This is a genomic window from Burkholderia sp. AW49-1 (assembly GCF_053427845.1).
Genome location: NZ_JBSAXF010000011.1, coordinates 178,058 through 196,696, shown reverse-complemented (window position 1 = coordinate 196,696; position 18,639 = coordinate 178,058). Strand labels below are relative to the sequence as shown.

The 18,639-nt window shown below is 65.6% G+C and carries 20 protein-coding genes and 1 tRNA gene; 9 read left to right on the top strand and 12 right to left on the bottom strand.

Annotated elements, in window-relative coordinates:
• The first annotated feature begins 123 nt into the window (after window positions 1-123).
• Genes argJ through ACV22W_RS18965 form a run of 3 tightly spaced genes read left to right on the top strand, consistent with a single transcriptional unit; the run spans window position 124 to window position 2,694 of the window.
• The gene (gene argJ / locus ACV22W_RS18975; protein ID WP_448020995.1) at window positions 124-1,365 is read left to right on the top strand and encodes a bifunctional glutamate N-acetyltransferase/amino-acid acetyltransferase ArgJ; all 1,242 of its coding nucleotides are present in this window, start codon (window positions 124-126) and stop codon (window positions 1,363-1,365) included.
• 19 nt (window positions 1,366-1,384) lie between these two features.
• On the top strand, window positions 1,385-2,254 hold the full coding sequence (locus ACV22W_RS18970; RefSeq protein ID WP_448020993.1) for an ATP-binding protein: 870 nt from the start codon (window positions 1,385-1,387) through the stop codon (window positions 2,252-2,254).
• The gene (locus ACV22W_RS18965) at window positions 2,251-2,694 is read left to right on the top strand and encodes an NUDIX domain-containing protein (protein WP_059820698.1); all 444 of its coding nucleotides are present in this window, start codon (window positions 2,251-2,253) and stop codon (window positions 2,692-2,694) included. Before ACV22W_RS18970 ends, ACV22W_RS18965 begins: the two co-directional genes overlap by 4 nt.
• 61 nt (window positions 2,695-2,755) lie before the next feature.
• On the opposite strand, the gene ACV22W_RS18960 is transcribed toward ACV22W_RS18965, so the two are convergent.
• From ACV22W_RS18960 to ACV22W_RS18920, 9 genes are all read right to left on the bottom strand, one after another.
• Entirely contained in the window at window positions 2,756-2,956 is a 201-nt protein-coding gene (locus ACV22W_RS18960) for a DNA gyrase inhibitor YacG (RefSeq protein WP_039317342.1), read from the bottom strand.
• 28 nt (window positions 2,957-2,984) lie between these two features.
• A complete protein-coding gene (zapD, locus tag ACV22W_RS18955; protein WP_059535184.1) occupies window positions 2,985-3,740 on the bottom strand; it encodes a cell division protein ZapD in 756 nt (251 codons plus the stop codon).
• A gap of 109 nt (window positions 3,741-3,849) precedes the next feature.
• Window positions 3,850-4,458, bottom strand: coding sequence for a dephospho-CoA kinase (coaE, locus tag ACV22W_RS18950; protein WP_059820699.1), 609 nt, complete (start codon window positions 4,456-4,458; stop codon window positions 3,850-3,852).
• 84 nt (window positions 4,459-4,542) lie between these two features.
• Window positions 4,543-5,454, bottom strand: a complete 912-nt coding sequence (locus ACV22W_RS18945) for a prepilin peptidase (protein WP_448020991.1) — start codon at window positions 5,452-5,454, stop codon at window positions 4,543-4,545.
• Window positions 5,455-5,499: 45 nt separating this feature from the next.
• Complete coding sequence (locus tag ACV22W_RS18940) at window positions 5,500-6,705, bottom strand: type II secretion system F family protein (protein WP_448020990.1); 1,206 nt, start codon at window positions 6,703-6,705, stop codon at window positions 5,500-5,502.
• Window positions 6,706-6,710: 5 nt separating this feature from the next.
• Window positions 6,711-7,988 carry a GspE/PulE family protein gene (locus ACV22W_RS18935; RefSeq protein ID WP_448020988.1) on the bottom strand — a complete coding sequence of 426 codons (1,278 nt, stop codon included), beginning with the start codon at window positions 7,986-7,988 and terminating at the stop codon, window positions 6,711-6,713.
• Window positions 7,989-8,070: 82 nt separating this feature from the next.
• A complete protein-coding gene (locus tag ACV22W_RS18930; protein ID WP_448020987.1) occupies window positions 8,071-9,357 on the bottom strand; it encodes an HlyC/CorC family transporter in 1,287 nt (428 codons plus the stop codon).
• A gap of 147 nt (window positions 9,358-9,504) precedes the next feature.
• A tRNA-Pro gene (locus tag ACV22W_RS18925) sits at window positions 9,505-9,581 on the bottom strand.
• A 149-nt stretch (window positions 9,582-9,730) separates the two neighbouring features.
• Window positions 9,731-10,726 (bottom strand): polyprenyl synthetase family protein, encoded by a 996-nt coding sequence (locus ACV22W_RS18920; protein ID WP_059451907.1) that lies wholly within the window; start codon window positions 10,724-10,726, stop codon window positions 9,731-9,733.
• Between the two features lie 210 nt (window positions 10,727-10,936).
• Here ACV22W_RS18920 and rplU point away from each other — a divergent pair, with 210 nt between their 5' ends.
• From rplU to proB, 4 genes are all read left to right on the top strand, one after another.
• A complete protein-coding gene (gene rplU / locus ACV22W_RS18915) occupies window positions 10,937-11,248 on the top strand; it encodes a 50S ribosomal protein L21 (RefSeq protein ID WP_006025184.1) in 312 nt (103 codons plus the stop codon).
• 24 nt (window positions 11,249-11,272) lie between these two features.
• Window positions 11,273-11,536, top strand: coding sequence for a 50S ribosomal protein L27 (gene rpmA, locus ACV22W_RS18910; RefSeq protein ID WP_006476999.1), 264 nt, complete (start codon window positions 11,273-11,275; stop codon window positions 11,534-11,536).
• Between the two features lie 188 nt (window positions 11,537-11,724).
• Window positions 11,725-12,837, top strand: a complete 1,113-nt coding sequence (cgtA, locus tag ACV22W_RS18905) for an Obg family GTPase CgtA (protein ID WP_059535195.1) — start codon at window positions 11,725-11,727, stop codon at window positions 12,835-12,837.
• A gap of 90 nt (window positions 12,838-12,927) precedes the next feature.
• The gene (gene proB, locus ACV22W_RS18900; RefSeq protein WP_059681797.1) at window positions 12,928-14,046 is read left to right on the top strand and encodes a glutamate 5-kinase; all 1,119 of its coding nucleotides are present in this window, start codon (window positions 12,928-12,930) and stop codon (window positions 14,044-14,046) included.
• A gap of 103 nt (window positions 14,047-14,149) precedes the next feature.
• Here the strand turns inward: proB and ACV22W_RS18895 are convergent, their stop codons facing one another.
• Together ACV22W_RS18895 and ACV22W_RS18890 are read right to left on the bottom strand one after the other, a co-directional pair.
• Window positions 14,150-14,707 (bottom strand): CNP1-like family protein, encoded by a 558-nt coding sequence (locus tag ACV22W_RS18895; protein ID WP_059465329.1) that lies wholly within the window; start codon window positions 14,705-14,707, stop codon window positions 14,150-14,152.
• A 63-nt stretch (window positions 14,708-14,770) separates the two neighbouring features.
• The gene (locus ACV22W_RS18890; protein WP_059510973.1) at window positions 14,771-15,418 is read right to left on the bottom strand and encodes an RNA pyrophosphohydrolase; all 648 of its coding nucleotides are present in this window, start codon (window positions 15,416-15,418) and stop codon (window positions 14,771-14,773) included.
• Between the two features lie 217 nt (window positions 15,419-15,635).
• On the opposite strand from ACV22W_RS18890, the gene ACV22W_RS18885 reads away from it, so the two are divergent.
• Both ACV22W_RS18885 and ACV22W_RS18880 read left to right on the top strand, forming a co-directional pair.
• A complete protein-coding gene (locus ACV22W_RS18885; protein ID WP_448020984.1) occupies window positions 15,636-17,372 on the top strand; it encodes a proline--tRNA ligase in 1,737 nt (578 codons plus the stop codon).
• Between the two features lie 21 nt (window positions 17,373-17,393).
• Entirely contained in the window at window positions 17,394-17,996 is a 603-nt protein-coding gene (locus ACV22W_RS18880; protein ID WP_105834688.1) for a MarC family protein, read from the top strand.
• Window positions 17,997-18,081: 85 nt separating this feature from the next.
• On the opposite strand, the gene ACV22W_RS18875 is transcribed toward ACV22W_RS18880, so the two are convergent.
• The gene (locus ACV22W_RS18875; RefSeq protein ID WP_059535202.1) at window positions 18,082-18,633 is read right to left on the bottom strand and encodes a hypoxanthine-guanine phosphoribosyltransferase; all 552 of its coding nucleotides are present in this window, start codon (window positions 18,631-18,633) and stop codon (window positions 18,082-18,084) included.
• Window positions 18,634-18,639 lie beyond the last annotated feature (6 nt).

The following is an 18,639-nucleotide window of genomic DNA, read 5'->3' as shown; positions in this document are numbered from 1 at the left end:
CGTGCCGCTTCGTTCGCAGCTTCGAGTCAGTGATGTGAGTTGCGGCGGCCCGCGCGTGCGGCCGCCGGTTCTTCCAATCGATGCCGGCGCATGCCGGCATTTTCCATCCGGCAGGTGTGCCCCATGGCTGTCAATTTTCCGTCGATCGATCCCGCCCAACTCCATCCCGTCGCCGGCGTCACGCTCGGCTGGGCGGAAGCGAACATCCGCAAGCCGAATCGCAAGGACGTGCTGGTCATCTCCGTTGACGAAGGGGCGACGGTCGCCGGCGTGTTCACCGAGAATCGCTTCTGCGCCGCGCCGGTGACGGTGTGCCGCGAGCACCTGGCAAAGGTGCGTGCCGGCGGTGCGGGCATCCGCGCGCTCGTCGTGAACACGGGCAATGCGAATGCGGGCACCGGCGAGCCGGGCCTCGCGAACACGCGCGAGACCTGCTCGGAACTCGCGCGCCTCACGGGCATCGACGCTGCACAGGTGCTGCCGTTCTCGACCGGCGTGATTCTCGAGCCGCTGCCGATCGACCGCCTGAAGGCCGGGCTGCCGACAGCGCTCGCAAATCGCAAGGCCGCGAACTGGTACGACGCCGCGCAGGCGATCATGACGACCGACACCCTGCCGAAGGCCACGTCGCGCCAGGTGACGATCGACGGCCACACGGTCACGTTGACGGGCATCAGCAAGGGTGCGGGCATGATCAAGCCGAACATGGCGACGATGCTGGGCTTCCTCGCGTTCGATGCGAACGTGGCGCAGCCGGTGCTCGACACGCTCGTGAAGGAAGTGGCCGACCGCTCGTTCAACTGCATCACGATCGACGGCGACACGTCGACGAACGACTCGTTCATCCTGATCGCGTCCGGCAAGAGCACGCTGCCCGCGATCACGTCGACCGATTCGCCGGCCTATGCGGCGCTGCGCGACGCGGTCACGCAGGTCGCCCAGGTGCTGTCGCAGCTGATCGTGCGCGATGGCGAAGGCGCGACGAAATTCATGACGGTGCAGGTCGAGGGCGGCAAGAGCGTCGCCGAGTGCCGCCAGATCGCGTATGCGATCGGGCACTCGCCGCTCGTGAAGACGGCCTTCTATGCATCCGACCCCAACCTGGGCCGGATCCTCGCGGCGATCGGCTACGCGGGCGTCACGGATCTCGACGTCGGCAAGATCGATCTCTATCTCGACGACGTGCTCGTCGCGAAGGCCGGTGGCCGCAACCCGGCTTACCAGGAGGAGGACGGCCAGCGCGTGATGAAGCAGAGCGAAATCACGATCCGCGTGCTGCTCGGCCGCGGCGACGCGCAGGCAACGGTCTGGACGTGCGACCTGTCGCACGATTACGTGAGCATCAACGCGGATTACCGCTCCTGATCGGGAGCGCCCGAACGACATGGACAAGCTCGAACAGTTTCTGACGCGCGCGGAAGCGCTGCTCGGCCGCCTCGAGGGGATGCTGCCGCCTGCGTCGGCGGCCATCGACTGGAACGCCGCCACCGCGTTCCGCTGGCGTAAGCGCCAAGGGCGCGGCTATCTGCAGCCGGTGCCGGCAGCATCGTCGATCACGCTCGACGACCTGCACAACATCGATCGACAGAAAGGGCTGATCGAGCAGAACACGCGGCAGTTCGTCCAGTGCAAGCCGGCGAACAACGTGCTGCTGACCGGTGCGCGCGGCACCGGCAAGTCGTCCCTGATCAAGGCCTGCCTGAACGCGTATGCGAAGGACGGCCTGCGCCTGATCGAAGTCGACAAAGACGACCTGCACGATCTCGGCGACATCGTCGACCTGATCTCGCAGCGTCCGGAGCGGTTCATCGTGTTCTGCGACGACCTGTCGTTCGAGGAGGGCGAGTCGGGCTACAAGGCGCTGAAGGTCGCGCTCGACGGCTCGATCGCCGCGCAGTCCGACAACGTGCTGATCTACGCGACGTCGAACCGCCGCCATCTGCTGCCCGAGTATATGAGCGACAACGAGTCGTACAAGCATCTGCCGGACGGCGAGATCCACCCCGGTGAAGTCGTCGAGGAAAAGATCTCGCTGTCGGAGCGCTTCGGCCTTTGGGTCAGCTTCTACCCGTTCAAGCAGGACGATTACCTCGACATCGTCGCGCATTGGCTACGCCATTTCGGCTGTGCGGACGCCGAGATCGAGACGGCGCGCGGCGACGCGCTCGTCTGGGCGCTCGAGCGTGGTTCGCGTTCGGGTCGCGTCGCATGGCAGTTCGCGCGCGACTGGTCGGGTCGCAAGGAGCAGGCATGAGTGCGGATTTCGCAGCGGGCAGCGTGCGCGCGCCCGATGGACGCAAGGTGACAGAGGTCGCGGTCGGCGTGATGGTGCAGGCGGACGGCCGTTACCTGCTCGCGCAGCGGCTTCAGGGTAAGCCGTACGAGGGCTACTGGGAGTTTCCCGGCGGCAAGCTGGAGGCCGGGGAGAGTGTGGAGGACGCGCTGGCGCGCGAATTGCACGAGGAACTCGGCATCGAAGTCACGGCCAGCCACCGCTGGCATACGCTCGAGCACGATTATCCGCACGCGTACGTGCGGCTCTATTTCTGCAAGGTGACGGGCTGGACGGGCGAGCCGCACAGCAAGGAAGGGCAGGCGTTCGTGTGGCAGCAGCTGCCGGTCGAGGTCGCGCCGCTGTTGCCGGCGGCGCTGCCGGTGCTGGAGCTGCTCGAGAAGGAGGCGGCGTCGCAATGACGCCGTGGCGGCTCGCCTGAAAGGCGGGCCATATCGCAGGACGGGCGGTGTCGCGCGCCGCTCAGCTGTCGCGGCGGCCGTCGGTGCCGTCTTCCTCCGACGACGGACCCTCGTCGGAGGACCCGCCGATCCGGTACTTTTCTGCGGCCCATGCGCCGAGGTCGAGCTGCTTGCAGCGGGCCGAACAGAAGGGACGGAACTTGTTTTCAGGCGTCCAGCGCACTTCTGCGCCGCACGAAGGACATTTCACAACGGTAGTCATACGAGAGCGTCGAACCGGCACGCGGCCGTTACAGATTGCACAGTGTCAGGTGGAATGGCACGTCGATGTCCACCGCGCGCGGCCGCACGTCGCCGTCCTGCATGGTGAACCGTACCCACAGCATGTATTTGTTGGCGCTCGCTTCGGGAATCACGCGCAGCTCCGGGGGCACGCGCACCTGCATCAGCTGATAAGTGCGCCCCGACAGCATTTGCTGGTAGCTGCCCTGCATCGCCATCACTTTCGAAGCCTGGCCCGATTCACGCGCGAGCCGCAACACGATCGCAGCGGCGTCGCGCAGCGGCAGCAGCGGCAGGATCCATTTCGCGATGTCCTGGCGCCGTTGTTCCGCGGGCCATTGCTGCCACGCATAGTACGACGGCAGGTCGAACTTGCACGTGCCGCCGGGAATCACCGCGCGGCTGCGGATGCTGGCGAGCCACTCGTTGTCGATCAGATGCTGCCCGGTCTTGCCCTGCATCTGCGCAAGATTGGCGAGCGTCTGCTCGATTTCACCGAGCACGGCCTCGAGCGCATTCTGTTCGATGCCCGGATTGCCGCGAAAGGGGGCGAGCGTCTGGCGTTGACGTTCGAGCTCCTTCATCAGATCCGATTTCAGGTCCGCGCGGCCTGTGACCTCGGCGATTTCGAACAGCGTCGTCAGCGCGACGTGATGCTCACGCGGGTCCTCCTGAGCCAAAAAGAACGCGAAGCGCTCGAACAGGTCTTCGAGGCGCAACAGCGTGCGAATTCGCTCGTTGAACGGATACTCGTAAAGAATCAAGCGCGCTCGCCTCTAGGGTAGGGATTGAAACAATGCAGGACATTCTAATGCTCACTGTCTACCCTAGCAACGCACCAATTTCGTACACCATCACGATCGCGCGCGTCGGTCAGTGGGCGGCGGCCGCGAATGCGAGATAACGTTGGTGCAGTGCATCGACCTGTGCGGCGAGAGCAGCCGGTGTCGTCGCGTCGTTGACGATCACGTCGTCGGCCGCAGCGAGCCGCGCTTCGCGCGTCGCTTGTCTCGCGATGATCGCTTCGACCTGTTCTCGCGTGAAATCATTGCGCCGCATCACACGTGCAATCTGCGTTTCGACCGGACAGTCGACGACCAGCACGCGATCGCTGCGTGCCTTCCAGTTACCTGACTCCACGAGCAGCGGCACGACGAAGATCACGTAAGGGCCCTGCGCTTCGCGGGCCTCGCGCTCGGTCTCGGCGCGGATCAGCGGATGCGTGATCGCTTCGAGGCGCCGGCGTGCGTCGTCGTCGCTGAAAATGAGTGCACGCATCTTCGCACGGTCGAGCGAGCCGTCGGCCGCGACGAAGTCAGGTCCGAATGCATGTTCGATCGCCGGCATCGCGAGGCCGGCCGGTGCGGTGATGCGGTGCGCGATCAGGTCGGTATCGACGAGCGATGCACCGCGTGCGGCGAACATGTCGGCGACGGTCGTCTTGCCGCTGCCGATGCCGCCGGTGAGTCCTATTGCAAACATGTGAGCCTCCGCCGGGCCGTCACGAGGCAGCGAAGCGCCTCCTCGCGACGCAGCGAACATGGTGACCGCCGGCGGTACGTCATGTCACCCGCCGAGTGCCGAATAGAAAGGGGTGCCGAAAAACAGCGTCGCGACGCCGCCTGCCGCGAGGAACGGGCCAAACGGAATCGGCTCCTCGAAGCGCATGCGTCCGCGCCAGGTCGCGACGAGCCCGACGAGCGCGCCCGTCACCGCGGCGAACAGCACGACCTGCGGCAGCGCGGCCCAGCCCATCCATGCGCCGAGCGCGGCGAGCAGCTTCAGGTCGCCGAAGCCGATGCCCTCGATGCCGCGCAACCATTTGAACAGCCAGTAGACCGACCACAGGAACAGGTAGCCGGCCATCGCGCCGACCACGGCCGAACGCAGTGACGTGAACGTGCCGCCGAGGTTCAGTGCGAGCCCGGCCCACAGCAACGGCAGCGTCATCGAATCGGGCAGGTACCCGGTCCGGATATCGATCGCGCTCATGGCCAGCAGTGCCGCGCACAGTCCGAACGCTGCGAGTGCGGCGACGGTGGGACCGAACGCGGCGAGCGAACCCGCGGCGAGCAGCGCACCAGCGAGCTCGACGAGTGGATAGCGCACGCCGATCGCATGGCCGCACTGACGGCAGCGCCCGAGCAACAGCAAGTAGCTGACGAGCGGGATGTTCTCCCACGCGCGCAGCACGTGACCGCAATGCGGGCACGCGCTGCGCGGGCGCCACAGATCGTAGTGCGGCGGATAGCCGTCGTCCGGCGGCGCGCTTGCGCTGCCCGTCGCTTCGGCGATCTCGGCCTGCCAGGCGCGCTGCATCATCACCGGGATCCGGTGCACGACGACGTTCACGAAGCTGCCGACGCACAGGCCGAGCACGACGGCGAACGCATACTGCACCGCGGGCGGCAGCATCGCCAGCGCGAGCAACGTGCTGTCGGGCGAGTCGAAAACGGTGATCAGGGGCGCGGACGTCATGGGGCTCGGGTTCGGGCATGAAAGGCGACAGAATCGGTTGCGATGCTACACCACGTTGCCCAGCTGAAGGATGGGCAGATACATCGCGATCACGAGGCCGCCGACGAGTGCGCCCAGCACGATTACGATCAGCGGCTCGCCGAGCGCGGCGAGCGCATCGAGGCGCGCGTCGAGCTGGCGCTCGCATAGCGCGGCGATATCGGCGAGCATCGTGTCGAGCGCGCCGGTTTCCTCGGCGACGGCGATCGGCTGCACGATGTCGTCCGGGAAACATCCCGCCGCGTGCATCGCATCGGCCAGACGCGCGCCGCGCAGCACGCGCGTCGCGATCTGTGCGGTGGCCTGTTCGAACACCGGATGGCCGGCGGTGCGCTCGAGCGTGGCGAACGCATCGGCGAGCGGGACGCCCGCGCCGAGCAGCGTTGCAAGCGAGCGGCACCAGCGTGCGGTCGCGAAGCGTGTGAGCGCGGTGCCGACGAGCGGCAGATTCAACAGATGCCGCGCGACCGTATAGCGCAGCGAAGGCGAGCGCCGCAGCGCGTGGCGCGCGACGAGTCCGGCGCCGGCTGCGCCCGCAACCAACGTGCCACCCCAGGCCGATGTCGCGGAAGAGAGGGCGAGCAGGGCGCGGGTCGGTGCCGGCAGCGCCGCGCCGAAACCGTCGAAAATCTGTCGGAACGTCGGCACGACCCATACCATCAGCGCGGCCGAGATCGCGAGCGCGAACACGATGACGGCGACCGGGTACGCGAGCGCGGCACGCAGCTTACGCCATTGCGCGTCGGCGCGTTCCCGGTGCTCCGCGACGCGGGTCAGTACGGTACCGAGCGCACCCGATGCCTCGCCCACCTCGATCAACTGGCGATACAGCGTGCCGAACTGGGACGGATAGCGCGCGAGCGCGGCGGCGAAGCGTTGCCCGCCGACGATCTCGCGCGCGAGACCGGCGGCGATGCGCGGCAGCCCGTCGCGTGTACGGGTGCGGGCGAGCATCTCGAGCGACGGTGCGAGCGGTAGTCCGGCTTGCAGCAGGCTCGCGAGCTGACGCGTGAAGCGCGTGACCTCTCGTGCGCCGGCCGCGGGTGGTCGGGCCGCGCCGCGGACGTCGAGCGACAGCACCGCGACGCCGTCGCGCGCGAGTGCTGCCCGTGCGGCGGCTGCATCGAAGGCGATGACGTTCCCCCGGCAGTGCGTGCCGTCCCGACGACGGCCGCGCCACGCGAAGCAGGTTTCGTTTAGCGGTGCATGCATGGCGATCACGCGTCAGGCGTCGCGGCCAGCGCTTCCGCGATGCTCGTCGTGCCGTCGCGGACGTGCGCGAGTGCCGCGTCGCGCAGACTGCATACACCCTCGGATGCTGCGCATTGCGCGAGCGTGCCGACGCTTGCGCGCGCGACGATGTGCTCCGCCATTGCCGGTGAAACCGGCATCGTCTGATGCAGGCCGATCCGGCCGCGATAACCGATGCCGTGACAGGTGGCACAGCCGCGCGCGATGAACGGACGCCATCCGGATTCCAGTGCGGCCGAATCGCAGCCTGCTTCGCGCAGCGCGCGTGCCGATGCATCCGAGCGGGCGCGGCAGACGGTGCACAGGCGCCGAACGAGGCGTTGCGCGGTGACGAGGCGCAATGCGGCCGCCAGGTTGTATGGTGCGACGCCGATGTCGAGCAGTCGCGCGACGGCTGTCGGCGCGTCGTTCGTGTGCAGCGTCGACAGCACGAGGTGCCCGGTCTGCGCGGCCTTGATCGCGACGTCGGCCGTCTCCGCATCGCGAATCTCGCCGACCATGATGACGTCCGGGTCCTGCCGCAGCAGCGCGCGCAGCGCAGTGGCGAACGTGAGCCCGGCTTTTTCGGCCACGCCGACCTGGTTGATGCCATCGAGCTGAATCTCGGCCGGATCCTCGACCGTGCACACGTTGTGCGCATCGCGGTCGAGCATCTGCAGCGCGCAGTAGAGCGACAGCGTCTTGCCACTTCCGGTCGGCCCGGTGACGAGCACGAGACCGTGCGGCGCGCGAATCGCGGCCTCCATCGCCGCGGCCTGCCGCGCGTCGAAGCCGAGGCGCGCGAGCGTGAGGTCGGGCGGCAACATTTCCAGGCGGCGCAACACGAGCTTCTCGCCGAACAGCGTGGGCAGCGAGCTGACCCGGTAGTCGCCTCGCATGCCGCCGTCGACCGCGATGCGCAGCCGGCCGTCTTGCGGAAGCCGGCGCTCGGCGATGTCCATGCGGGCGAGCACCTTGATCCGTGTCACGAGTGCGTCGCGCAGATGAGCTGGCGGCCGCACGTGTTCATGCAGGACGCCGTCGATGCGCAGGCGGATGCGCCAGCCTCCTTCGAACGGCTCGACGTGGATGTCGGACGCGTCGCGCACGCGGGCGGCGTGCAACGTCTCGGTCAGCAACCGTACGGCGGGCGAGTCGTCGAGCTGCGCCGCATCGAGCGACCGGGGCGTTTCAGCGGGCGATGCGTCGAGGGAGGCAGGCGGCCGCTGCGTGCGCGGCGGCGCCCCGGGAGGTTGGAAGTGCATGTGAGCCGGCGCTCGGCCGCCTGTTGATCGTGACCTGCAAATGGTCGCGTATCGCGAGCGGCGCCGACAGTCGGCTGTTCGGCTAGCGCGCGGCGCGCGTGCGCGCGGTGCGCGGCTTGAAGAGCTTGACGGTGCGTACGGCCTGGTCGTCACTGCGCATGACCTCGAGCATCACGCCACGGATTCTCAGGCACACGTCGCCTTCGGGAATTTCCTCGAGGATTTCGAGGATCAGGCCATTCAGTGTCTTTGGTCCGTCGGTTGGCAGTTGCAGGTGCAGCCAGCGGTTCAGTTCGCGCAGCGGCATGCTGGCGGCGACGATACATTCGCCGTTCTGGTCCCAGCCGCCTGCGCGTTCCCCATGCGGCATCGACGTCGTGAATTCGCCGATCAGTTCCTCGATGATGTCCTCGGGCGTGACGAGCCCCTCGAGTTCTCCGTATTCGTTGACGACGAGCGCGGTTCGCTGCCGGCTTTCCTGGAAATACTGGAGCTGCTGGACGACCGGCGTGCCCGACGGCACGTAGTACGGCTCGGCGAGCAGCGTGCGCAACGTTTCGCGGTCGAAATCCTGGTTGTGCAGTGCGGCGAGTGTCTTCCGAACGTGCAGCACGCCGAGCACTTTATCGATGTCACCTTCGTACACGACCAGACGGTTGTGATAGCAGGTCTCGAGCTGATGCAGGATGTCGTCGAGCGGCGCATGGAAGTTGAGCGATTCGATTTGCCGGCGCGGCACCATCACGTCGTCGACGGTGATGTTCTCGAGATCGAACAGGTTGAGCAGGATGCTGCGGTGCTTGGTCGGCATGAAGCTGCTCGATTCGAGCACGATTGCGCGCAGCTCATCGGCCGACATCCGCTGGTCACGGCCCTTCTTCGTGTTGATGCGCAGCACCCAGAGCACGCCGTTCGCGAGCGCGTTGACGAACCAGACAACCGGCTTGAACACGCGCATCAGCGGCGCGATCACGAGACTGGCGGGCAGCGCGATGCGCTCGGGAAAGGTCGCGCCGACGATCTTCGGCGCGATTTCTGCGAACACGATGATCAGGAACGCGACGATGCCGGTCGCGATCGACAGTGCGAGATTGTTACGGCCGAACGTGTGCAGCGCGAGCGAGGTGGTCAGAACCGGGATGATCGTGTTGAACAGGTTGTTGCCGATCAGGATCACGCTGAGCAGCAGGTCGGTGCGCGTGAGAAGACCCTGCGTGGTTTTCGCGCCGAGCACGCCCTGGCCGGCGAGGTGCTTCAGCCGATGGCGGTTGAGCGCCATCATCGCGGTCTCGGAAATGGAAAAGAAGCTGGAGCAGAGGAGAAGCAGGAAAACGGCGCCGATTTGCGCCCATAAGGGAATTTGGTCCACGCGTCAGAGGGGCAGTGAAGGACAGGGATGGGGGGAATATAGCAGAGGCCGGCGGCCGGGATGTGTCGCACGCGGCATCGGGCCCGTGCGACCGGGAAAAGGAAGGCAAAAAAAAACCGTGCACATGGTGCACGGTTTTTTCAAATCTGGTCGGGGTGAGAGGATTCGAACCTCCGGCCTCTACGTCCCGAACGTAGCGCTCTACCAGGCTAAGCTACACCCCGATTTTTTGCTCTTCCGACTCCGGCGTCTTCGTGAAGATCGCTGCGTCGTCTCAAGCAAGAACGTAACTATAACGATGTTTTTTCTAAAAGGGAATACCTTGTCGAAGAAATTTTTCGAGGCAGGGTATCGCGTTCCCTTCGCGGCGCGCTTACGACTGCCGCGACGTCGAGTACGAGCACAGCGCGAGCAGGCTTTCCTTGTAGATCGAATCCGGGAACGCCGCGATCGCGGCCGCGGCGGCCTGAGCTTCCTGACGCGCACATTCGAGCGTATGGTCGAGCGCGCCCGAACGCGTGATCGCGTCGAAAATCGTATCGAAGCGATCGGTGCCGCCTTGTTCGATCGCCTCGCGCGCGAGCGCCGACTGTTCGGGCGTGCCGCGTTCGATCAGATAGATGAGCGGGAGCGTCGGTTTGCCTTCGCGCAGATCGTCGCCGGCATTCTTGCCCATCGCTTCGGCCGTGCCCGCGTAGTCGAGCCAGTCGTCCATGATCTGGAACGCGGTGCCGATCCGGCGGCCGTATTCGGCCGCGGCGGCTTCGGTCGGCGCATCGGCGCCGGCGAGCACCGCGCCCAGGCGGGCCGATGCCTCGAACAGCTTCGCCGTCTTGTAGCGGATCACCTGCATGTAGCGCGACTCGTCGACGTCCGCGTCGTGCATGTTCAGAAGCTGCAGCACCTCGCCTTCGGAGATGATCGTCGTCGCTTCCGACAGGATTTCCATCACGCGCATCTTGCCGACGCCGACCATCATTTCGAACGAGCGCGAATAGAGGTAGTCGCCGACCAGCACGCTCGCCGCGTTGCCGAACAGTGCGTTGGCCGTCTGGCGGCCGCGCCGCAGTTCGGATTCGTCGACGACGTCGTCATGCAGCAGCGTGGCAGTGTGGATGAACTCGACGACGGCGGCCAGCACGTGCCGCTGGTGCGACGTCTCGCCGAGCGCACCGGCGACGAGCAACAGCAGGGCCGGACGAAGCCGCTTGCCGCCCGCGCCGATGATGTACTCGGCGATCTGGTTGATCAGCAGCACGTCGGACGCGAGACTTTGCCGGATAACGCGATTCACCTGCTCCATGTCGCTGGCGATCGGGGCGAGCAGGTGGGCGGCGCTGAGGGTGGGGGAGGCGGTGGACGACGACATGATGATCGAAATGGGTGATGCCGCGGATTATAAGTCGAATCCGCGATATCCCGGTCTGTCCGACGTGCCGGCACCGTGATTTTGGCCGTCTGGCCAGGGCTCGCGCGAGGCAATCGTGGATCCGCTTTGACTTGGGTGCTAACCCCATGTATAATCACGTGTTTTCCGCGCGTGGTGTGCGGAAAAATTGGATCCAGAGTGAGGTTCTCAATGTACGCGGTCATAAAAACCGGCGGCAAGCAGTACAAGGTTGCCGTTGGCGAAAAACTCAAAGTAGAACAGATACCGGCTGACATTGACGCTGAAATCACGCTCGACCAGGTTCTCGCAGTGGGCGAAGGCGAATCGATTAAGTTCGGTACGCCGCTGGTCAGTGGGGCTTCCGTCAAGGCCACCGTTGTGTCGCACGGTCGTCATGCCAAGGTCACCATCTTCAAGATGCGTCGCCGGAAGCACTACCAAAAGCACGGCGGCCACCGCCAGAACTACACTGAGCTGCGCATCGACGCGATCAACGCGTAAGCGCCTCGGTAAAGGAGCAATCAGATGGCACACAAAAAGGCAGGCGGCTCTTCCCGGAACGGCCGCGACTCCGAGTCGAAACGTCTCGGCGTGAAAGTGTACGGCGGCCAGGCGATCAACGCTGGCGGCATCATCGTGCGTCAGCGCGGCACGCGCATGCATGCTGGCGAGAACGTCGGCATGGGCAAGGATCACACCCTGTTCGCGCTGGTCGACGGTCACGTCAAGTTCGCGACCAAGGGCGCGGACAAGAAGCATCTGGTCATCGTCGTCCCGGCGGCTGCCTAAGTTCAGGCACCCACGGGCTTCGTAGCCGAAAGGCCCCGCAGTCTTGGCGGGGCCTTTTTTTATTTGGCCGCCGGGCGCATTGTGCGCGCCGGCGGCCGTCGCGAAACGGCGGGCAATCGGCCGAACGGCAGATTGTTCAAGCGCGCCGGCGCGCGGCACAATAGCGGAAATACTGGTCGGAGTGACGAATGAAGTTCATTGACGAAGCACGAATCGAAGTCATCGCCGGCGACGGAGGCGATGGCAGCGCGTCGATGCGCCGCGAGAAATTCGTCCCGTTCGGCGGGCCGGACGGCGGCGACGGCGGCCGGGGCGGCAACGTCTACGCGATCGCCGACCGCAACATCAACACGCTGATCGACTACCGTTACGCGAAGAAGCACCTGGCGCGCAATGGCGAAAATGGTCGCGGATCCGATTGCTACGGCAAGGGCGGTGACGACGTCACGCTGCGCATGCCGGTCGGCACGGTCGTGACGGACATGGACACGGGCGAGTTGATCGCCGACCTGACCGAGCACGATCAGCAGGTGATGCTCGCGAAGGGCGGCGCAGGCGGCCTCGGCAACCTGCATTTCAAGTCGAGCACGAACCGCGCGCCGCGCCAGAAAACCGACGGCAAGCCGGGCGAACGGCGCATGCTGAGGCTCGAACTGAAGGTCCTCGCCGACGTCGGTCTGCTCGGCATGCCGAACGCCGGCAAGTCGACCTTCATCTCGTCGGTGTCGAACGCGAAGCCGAAGATCGCCGACTATCCGTTCACGACGCTCGCGCCGAACCTCGGCGTCGTGCGTGTCGGCCCGAGCAAGAGCTTCGTGATTGCCGATATCCCGGGGCTGATCGAAGGTGCCGCCGAAGGCGCGGGCCTCGGCCACCAGTTCCTGCGACACCTGCAGCGCACCGGTGTGCTGCTGCATCTCGTCGATTTGGCTCCGTTCGACGAAAGCGTCGATCCGGTCGCGGAAGCAACTGCGATCGTCGGCGAACTGCGCAAGTACGACGAGGCGCTCTACGAGAAGCCGCGTTGGCTCGTCCTCAACAAGCTCGACATGGTGCCGGAAGACGAGCGCGAGGCGCGCGTCGCCGATTTCCTCGACCGTTTCGGCTGGGACGGCCCGGTGTTCGAGATTTCGGCGCTCACGGGTCAGGGCTGCGAAGCGCTGTGCTACGCGATCTACGACTACCTCGCGGAGCATTCCGACGCGCATCGCGCGGCGGAAGAGGAAGACCTGGCCGCGGACGTGCGATTCCGCGATGCGCCGCCCGCCGATGGCGGCGCGACGCCCGGCGACGACGCCTGAGCGGGGCCGGAACGCACCGGGCGTCGCGCCTGGTGCCGGAATTTAATCGCGCCCGGTCGGGCCGGCATCAGATACAGGAGACAGCGCACGATGCGTTCGATCATCGCGGATTCGAAGCGATTGGTGGTGAAGGTGGGCTCGAGCCTCGTAACCAACGACGGCAAGGGGCTCGATCATGCTGCGATCGGCCGCTGGGCGGCCCAGATCGCCGCGCTGCGCGCGCAGGGCAAGGAAGTGGTGCTCGTCAGTTCGGGCGCGATCGCTGAAGGGATGCAGCGGCTCGGCTGGAGCAAGCGTCCGCGCGAGATCGACGAGCTGCAGGCCGCCGCCGCGGTTGGCCAGATGGGGCTCGCGCAAGTCTACGAAAGCCGCTTTACCGAGCACGATATCCGCACGGCGCAGATCCTGCTGACACATGCCGACCTTGCCGATCGCGAACGCTACCTGAATGCGCGCTCGACGCTGCTCACGCTGTTGCGGCTCGGCGTCGTGCCGATCATCAACGAGAATGACACGGTCGTCACCGACGAAATCAAGTTCGGCGACAACGACACGCTCGGCGCGCTGGTCGCGAACCTGATCGAAGGCGATGCGCTGATCATCCTGACCGATCAGTCCGGGCTGTTCACCGCCGATCCGCGCAAGGATCCGAACGCGACGCTGGTCGCGGAAGCCAGTGCGGGCGCACCGGAACTCGAGGCGATGGCGGGCGGAGCCGGCTCGAGCCTCGGCCGCGGTGGAATGCTGACGAAGATCCTCGCGGCGAAGCGCGCAGCGCACAGCGGCGCGAACACCGTGATCGCGAGCGGCCGCGAAGCCGACGTGCTGGTGCGGCTGGCGGCAGGCGAGGCGATCGGCACGCAGTTGATTGCGCGCACCGCGCGGATGGCTGCGCGCAAGCAATGGATGGCCGATCATCTGCAGGTACGCGGGCACGTCGTGATCGACGCCGGCGCGGTCGAAAAGCTGACGGCCGGCGGCAAGAGCCTGCTGCCGATCGGCGTGATCGGCGTGCAGGGTGCATTCGCGCGCGGCGAGGTGATCGCATGTGTCGGCCCCGACGGACGCGAAGTGGCGCGCGGTCTCACGAACTACAGCAGCGCGGAAACGAAGCTCATTCACCGCAAGCCGAGCGGCGAGATCGAGGCGGTGCTTGGCTACATGCTGGAACCGGAGCTGATTCACCGCGACAACCTCGTGCTCGTGTAATCATTCGGCCAAGGCGTCGCGAGACACTGAAAAAGCCCGCGTTATGCGGGCTTTTTGTTGCGACTGGCGAGGCAGGGCCGGGCCGGCGCCCTGCGTCGCATCGTCAGCGCAGCTGGCTCATGGCGGTGCGGTGGAACCGGATGTTCTCGAGAATCTGCTGGGTCGTACCCTGTGGCATCTTGTTCGAGCAGAAGTAGTCCTGATACAGCGCCGAGTGGTACGCGTTCAGCTCGCCGTTCTCGATGCGACGCCAGTCGTTCTCGACCGTGCGGTCCCAGCCGTCGTGGTCCGAATTCAGGCCCGCATACTGACGCCATTCGTACGTGTCGCAGCGGATGCCTTCGTAGTTCACGTTGCGTGCGCCGGCAGGGCTCGTGATGACGACCGCATAGCGCACGACGCCGTCGGTGCCGACCGCGAGCGACTTCGCATCGACGGAGAACTTGAGCGGCGTGTTCTGCGAGACGTTGAACGGCAGCAGGTCGCCCGCTTGCGGAAGCGGCGGCAGCGTGTCGACCGGGTTTTCCTTCCAGTTGCCCTGGCGGTCCAGCAGGTACACGAACTCGCTGTCATCCTTGTTGGTCGGCGTCTTCGAATTCGCGCAACCGGCCAGCGTGGCCGCCGCGACAATCGATGCGAGCGCGAGAGCAATCGCTTTCAATATGCATTCCTCGTAAAAAAAGGGCGCGACACAAGGTCGCGCCCGGTCATGCAGTCCGACTCGTCATTTGCCGACGATCTCGCGGGGCGGCATCTCGTCGAGCGTGCTCGCCTCCACTTCAATCTCCGAACAGACTACCGATGTGTCGACAATCGTCAGCGTCTGCTGGACCTGCGCACCGATGACGCGCGGATAGCGCGACGGACGCGGCCCACGCGGCTTTTCGGCTCGCTGCGCCGGGCGGCGCAGGAAGCGCGACAGTTCCGTCAGCGCCAACTGATAGACATCCCGCTTGAACTCGATCACCGCATCGAGCGGCACCCAATACTCGTTCCAGCGCCACGCATCGAACTCCGGATGATCGGTCGCGCGCAAGCAAATGTCGCAATCGCGTCCGACCATCCGCAGCAGGAACCAGATCTGCTTCTGGCCGCGGTAATGGCCGCGTACTTCGCGTTTGATGAACTTGTCAGGCACCTCGTAACGCAACCAGTCGCGGGTGCGGCCGATTATCTTGACGTGTTCCGGGTGCAGGCCCGTCTCCTCGTGCAGTTCCCGGTACATCGCCTGCATGGGGGTCTCGCCGTACTTGATCCCACCTTGAGGAAACTGCCAGGAATGCTCGCGGAGCCGTTTGCCCCAAAACACCTCGTTGCGCGCGTTCAAGAGGATGATGCCGACGTTCGGGCGAAAGCCTTCACGATCCAGCATACAACCACCTTCGAATCCTTTAAAATTGCTTTGATTATAAACAGATAACGGGCGCTGCGCACCGTGACGGAGCGAATCCGCGCGGGGTGCACCGGCTGAATTGTCCCTGATTAGTCTGCTACGTCATCTGCGCCATCGTCGTTCGTCGCGCGCAGCTTTTTCACCTTGAAACTTTTTCGGGCGCCCCGCCTGGGGCGCCGTATTTGGAACCGTCCGCATGAAAGCTTCCCGTTTCTTTATCGGCACCCTCAAAGAAGCACCGGCCGACGCAGAGATCGTCAGCCACAAGCTGATGGTGCGCGCCGGCATGATCCGTCGCGTCGCCGGCGGCATCTACAACTACCTGCCGGTCGGCCTGCGTTCGATTCGCAAGGTCGAGGCGATCGTGCGCGAGGAAATGAACCGGGCAGGCGCCATCGAGCTGCTGATGCCGGCCGTGCAACCGGCCGAGCTGTGGCAGGAATCGGGACGCTGGGAACAGTACGGCCCCGAGCTGCTGCGCTTCAAGGACCGCAAGGACAACGACTTCGTGATCGGGCCGACGCACGAGGAGGTCGTCACCGACATCGCGCGCAACCAGATCAAGAGCTACCGGCAGATGCCGGTGAACTTCTATCAGATCCAGACGAAGTTCCGCGACGAGATTCGTCCGCGCTTCGGCGTGATGCGCGGACGCGAATTCATCATGAAGGACGCGTATTCGTTCGACAAGGACGCGGCCGGCCTGAACGAGTCGTATCGCAAGATGTATGACGCATACGTGCGCATCTTCACGCGCCTCGGCCTCGAGTTCCGCGCGGTCGCGGCCGATAGCGGATCGATCGGCGGCAACTTCTCGCACGAGTTCCACGTGATCGCCGATACCGGCGAGGACGCGATCGCCTACTGCCCGACATCCGACTTCGCGGCGAACGTCGAAGCGGCCGAAGCGCTGCCGCTGACGCCCGCGCGCGCCGCACCGGCCGAAGCGATGGAGAAGGTCGCGACGCCCGGCAAGGCGAAGTGCGAAGCCGTCGCCGAACTGCTGGCGATCCCGCTCGAGCGCACGATCAAGTCGATCGTGCTCGCTACCGACAACGAAGGCGCCGAGCCGACCATCTGGCTCGTGATGCTGCGCGGCGACCACGATCTGAACGAGATCAAGGTGTCGAAGCTGCCGGGGCTGAAGAACCACCGCTTCGCGACCGAGCAGGAAATCGTCGAATGGTTCGGCACGCCGCCGGGCTATCTCGGCCCGGTCGGCACGAAGAAGCCGGTGAAGGTGATCGCCGATCGCACGGTCGCGAACATGAGCGATTTCGTCGTCGGCGCGAACGAGGTCGACTATCACATCGCGGGCGTGAACTGGGGCCGCGACTTGCCGGAGCCGGACGTCGCCGACGTGCGCAACGTGAAGAAGGGCGATCCGTCGCCGGATGGCAAGGGCGAGATCGACATCTGCCGCGGCATCGAAGTCGGCCACGTGTTCCAGCTCGGCACCAAGTACTCGGAAGCGATGGGCGCGACGTTCCTCGACGAATCGGGCAAGCCGCAGCCGATGCTGATGGGCTGCTACGGCGTCGGCGTCACGCGCATTCTCGGTGCGGCGATCGAACAGAACTTCGACGACCGCGGCATCATCTGGCCCGAGTCCATCGCCCCGTTCGAGGTCGTGCTGTGCCCGATGGGCTACGATCGCAGCGACATGGTTCGCGAGGCGGCCGACAAGCTGTACGCGGAACTGGCCGCCGCCGGCATCGACGTGATCCTCGACGATCGCGGAGAGCGCCCGGGCGTGATGTTCGCCGACTGGGAACTGATCGGCGTGCCGCACCGCCTGGTGATCGGCGAGCGTGGCCTGAAGGAGGGCAAGATCGAGTATCAGGGCCGCCGCGACGCCGAAGCAACGCTGCTTCCGGCCGACGCAGCCGCGGCGACGGTGACGGAGAAGATCCGCGCCGCGCTCGTGCGCTAAGCGCTGCAACCGGGGAACACGGTGGAATACACCTTCCTGTCGGCCACCGTGCTCCTCGTGCTGATCACGGATCCGCTCGGCAACATCCCGCTGTTCATCACGGCGATGCGGGACGTGCCGCGCGAGCGGCGCGTGAAGCTGATCCTGCGTGAAGTGGGGATCGCGTTCGTGATCCTGCTGTTCTTCATGGTGGTCGGCGACCGCTTCCTGCGGATGATGAGCCTCACCGACCTGTCGCTGCGGCTTGGCGGCGGGATCGTGCTGTTCCTGATCGCACTGCGGATGATCTTCCCGCATCCGGACGGCGCGCTCGGCACCGATCCGCGCGCAGGCGGCGAGCCGTTCATCGTGCCGCTCGCGATTCCGGCGCTTGCCGGGCCGTCCGCGCTCGCGACGGTGATGCTGCTGACGTCGCAGGCGCCGGGCAAGATGTTCGAGTGGGTCGGCGCGCTGACGGTCACGATGATCGTCTGCGCGATCACGCTGGTGCTGGCCGAACGGATCCAGCAGTGGCTCGGCGAGCGAACCGTCGCTGCATTCGAGCGGCTGATGGGTTTGGTGCTCGTCGCGATCTCGGTCGAGATGCTGCTGGCCGGCATCCGGGCGTTCGTGCACCAGCTGTAGCGCGGGCGGCGCGGCGCGTGCCGACGCAAAAAAGCGGCGCTCCGGGAAACCGGAGCGCCGCTTTTCTTTGTGGCGGGCAGGGCGGTCAGACGTTCGCGGTCAGCGCGCGGATCGTCGGCAGATTGCGCCAGTAGCCCTTTGCGTCCATCCCGCAGCCGAACACGTAGCGGTCCGGCACCGAGAAGCCGCAAAAGTCGGGGTGCAGCGGTTTCGCCTTGGTGAGTGTCTTCTCGCACAACACGGCGGACATGAAGCGCTTCGCGCCCATGTCGAGGATGCGGTCGCGGATCGCCGCCATCGTCTCGCCTTCGTCGAGGATGTCGTCGAGCACGAGCACGATCCGGTCCTTCACCGATTCGCGCGGCGCGACGCGCCAGTGCATCTCCGGGCTGCCCTGCGTCGTGTTGCGGTAGCGGGTCAGGTGGATGTAGTCGAATTCCAGCGGGAAATCGAGATGCGGCAGCAGCATCCCGGTAAACACCGCGGCGCCACCCATCACCGAGAGCACGAGCGGGAACGCGTCGCCGATGTCGGCGCGGATCGCGTCGGCCATCCGGGCGATCGATGCGTTGACGGCATCGGCCGAGACGATCTCTTCGGAGTGGTCGAAAATGTGGAGGGCTTCTTCGCGGTTCATGTGTTC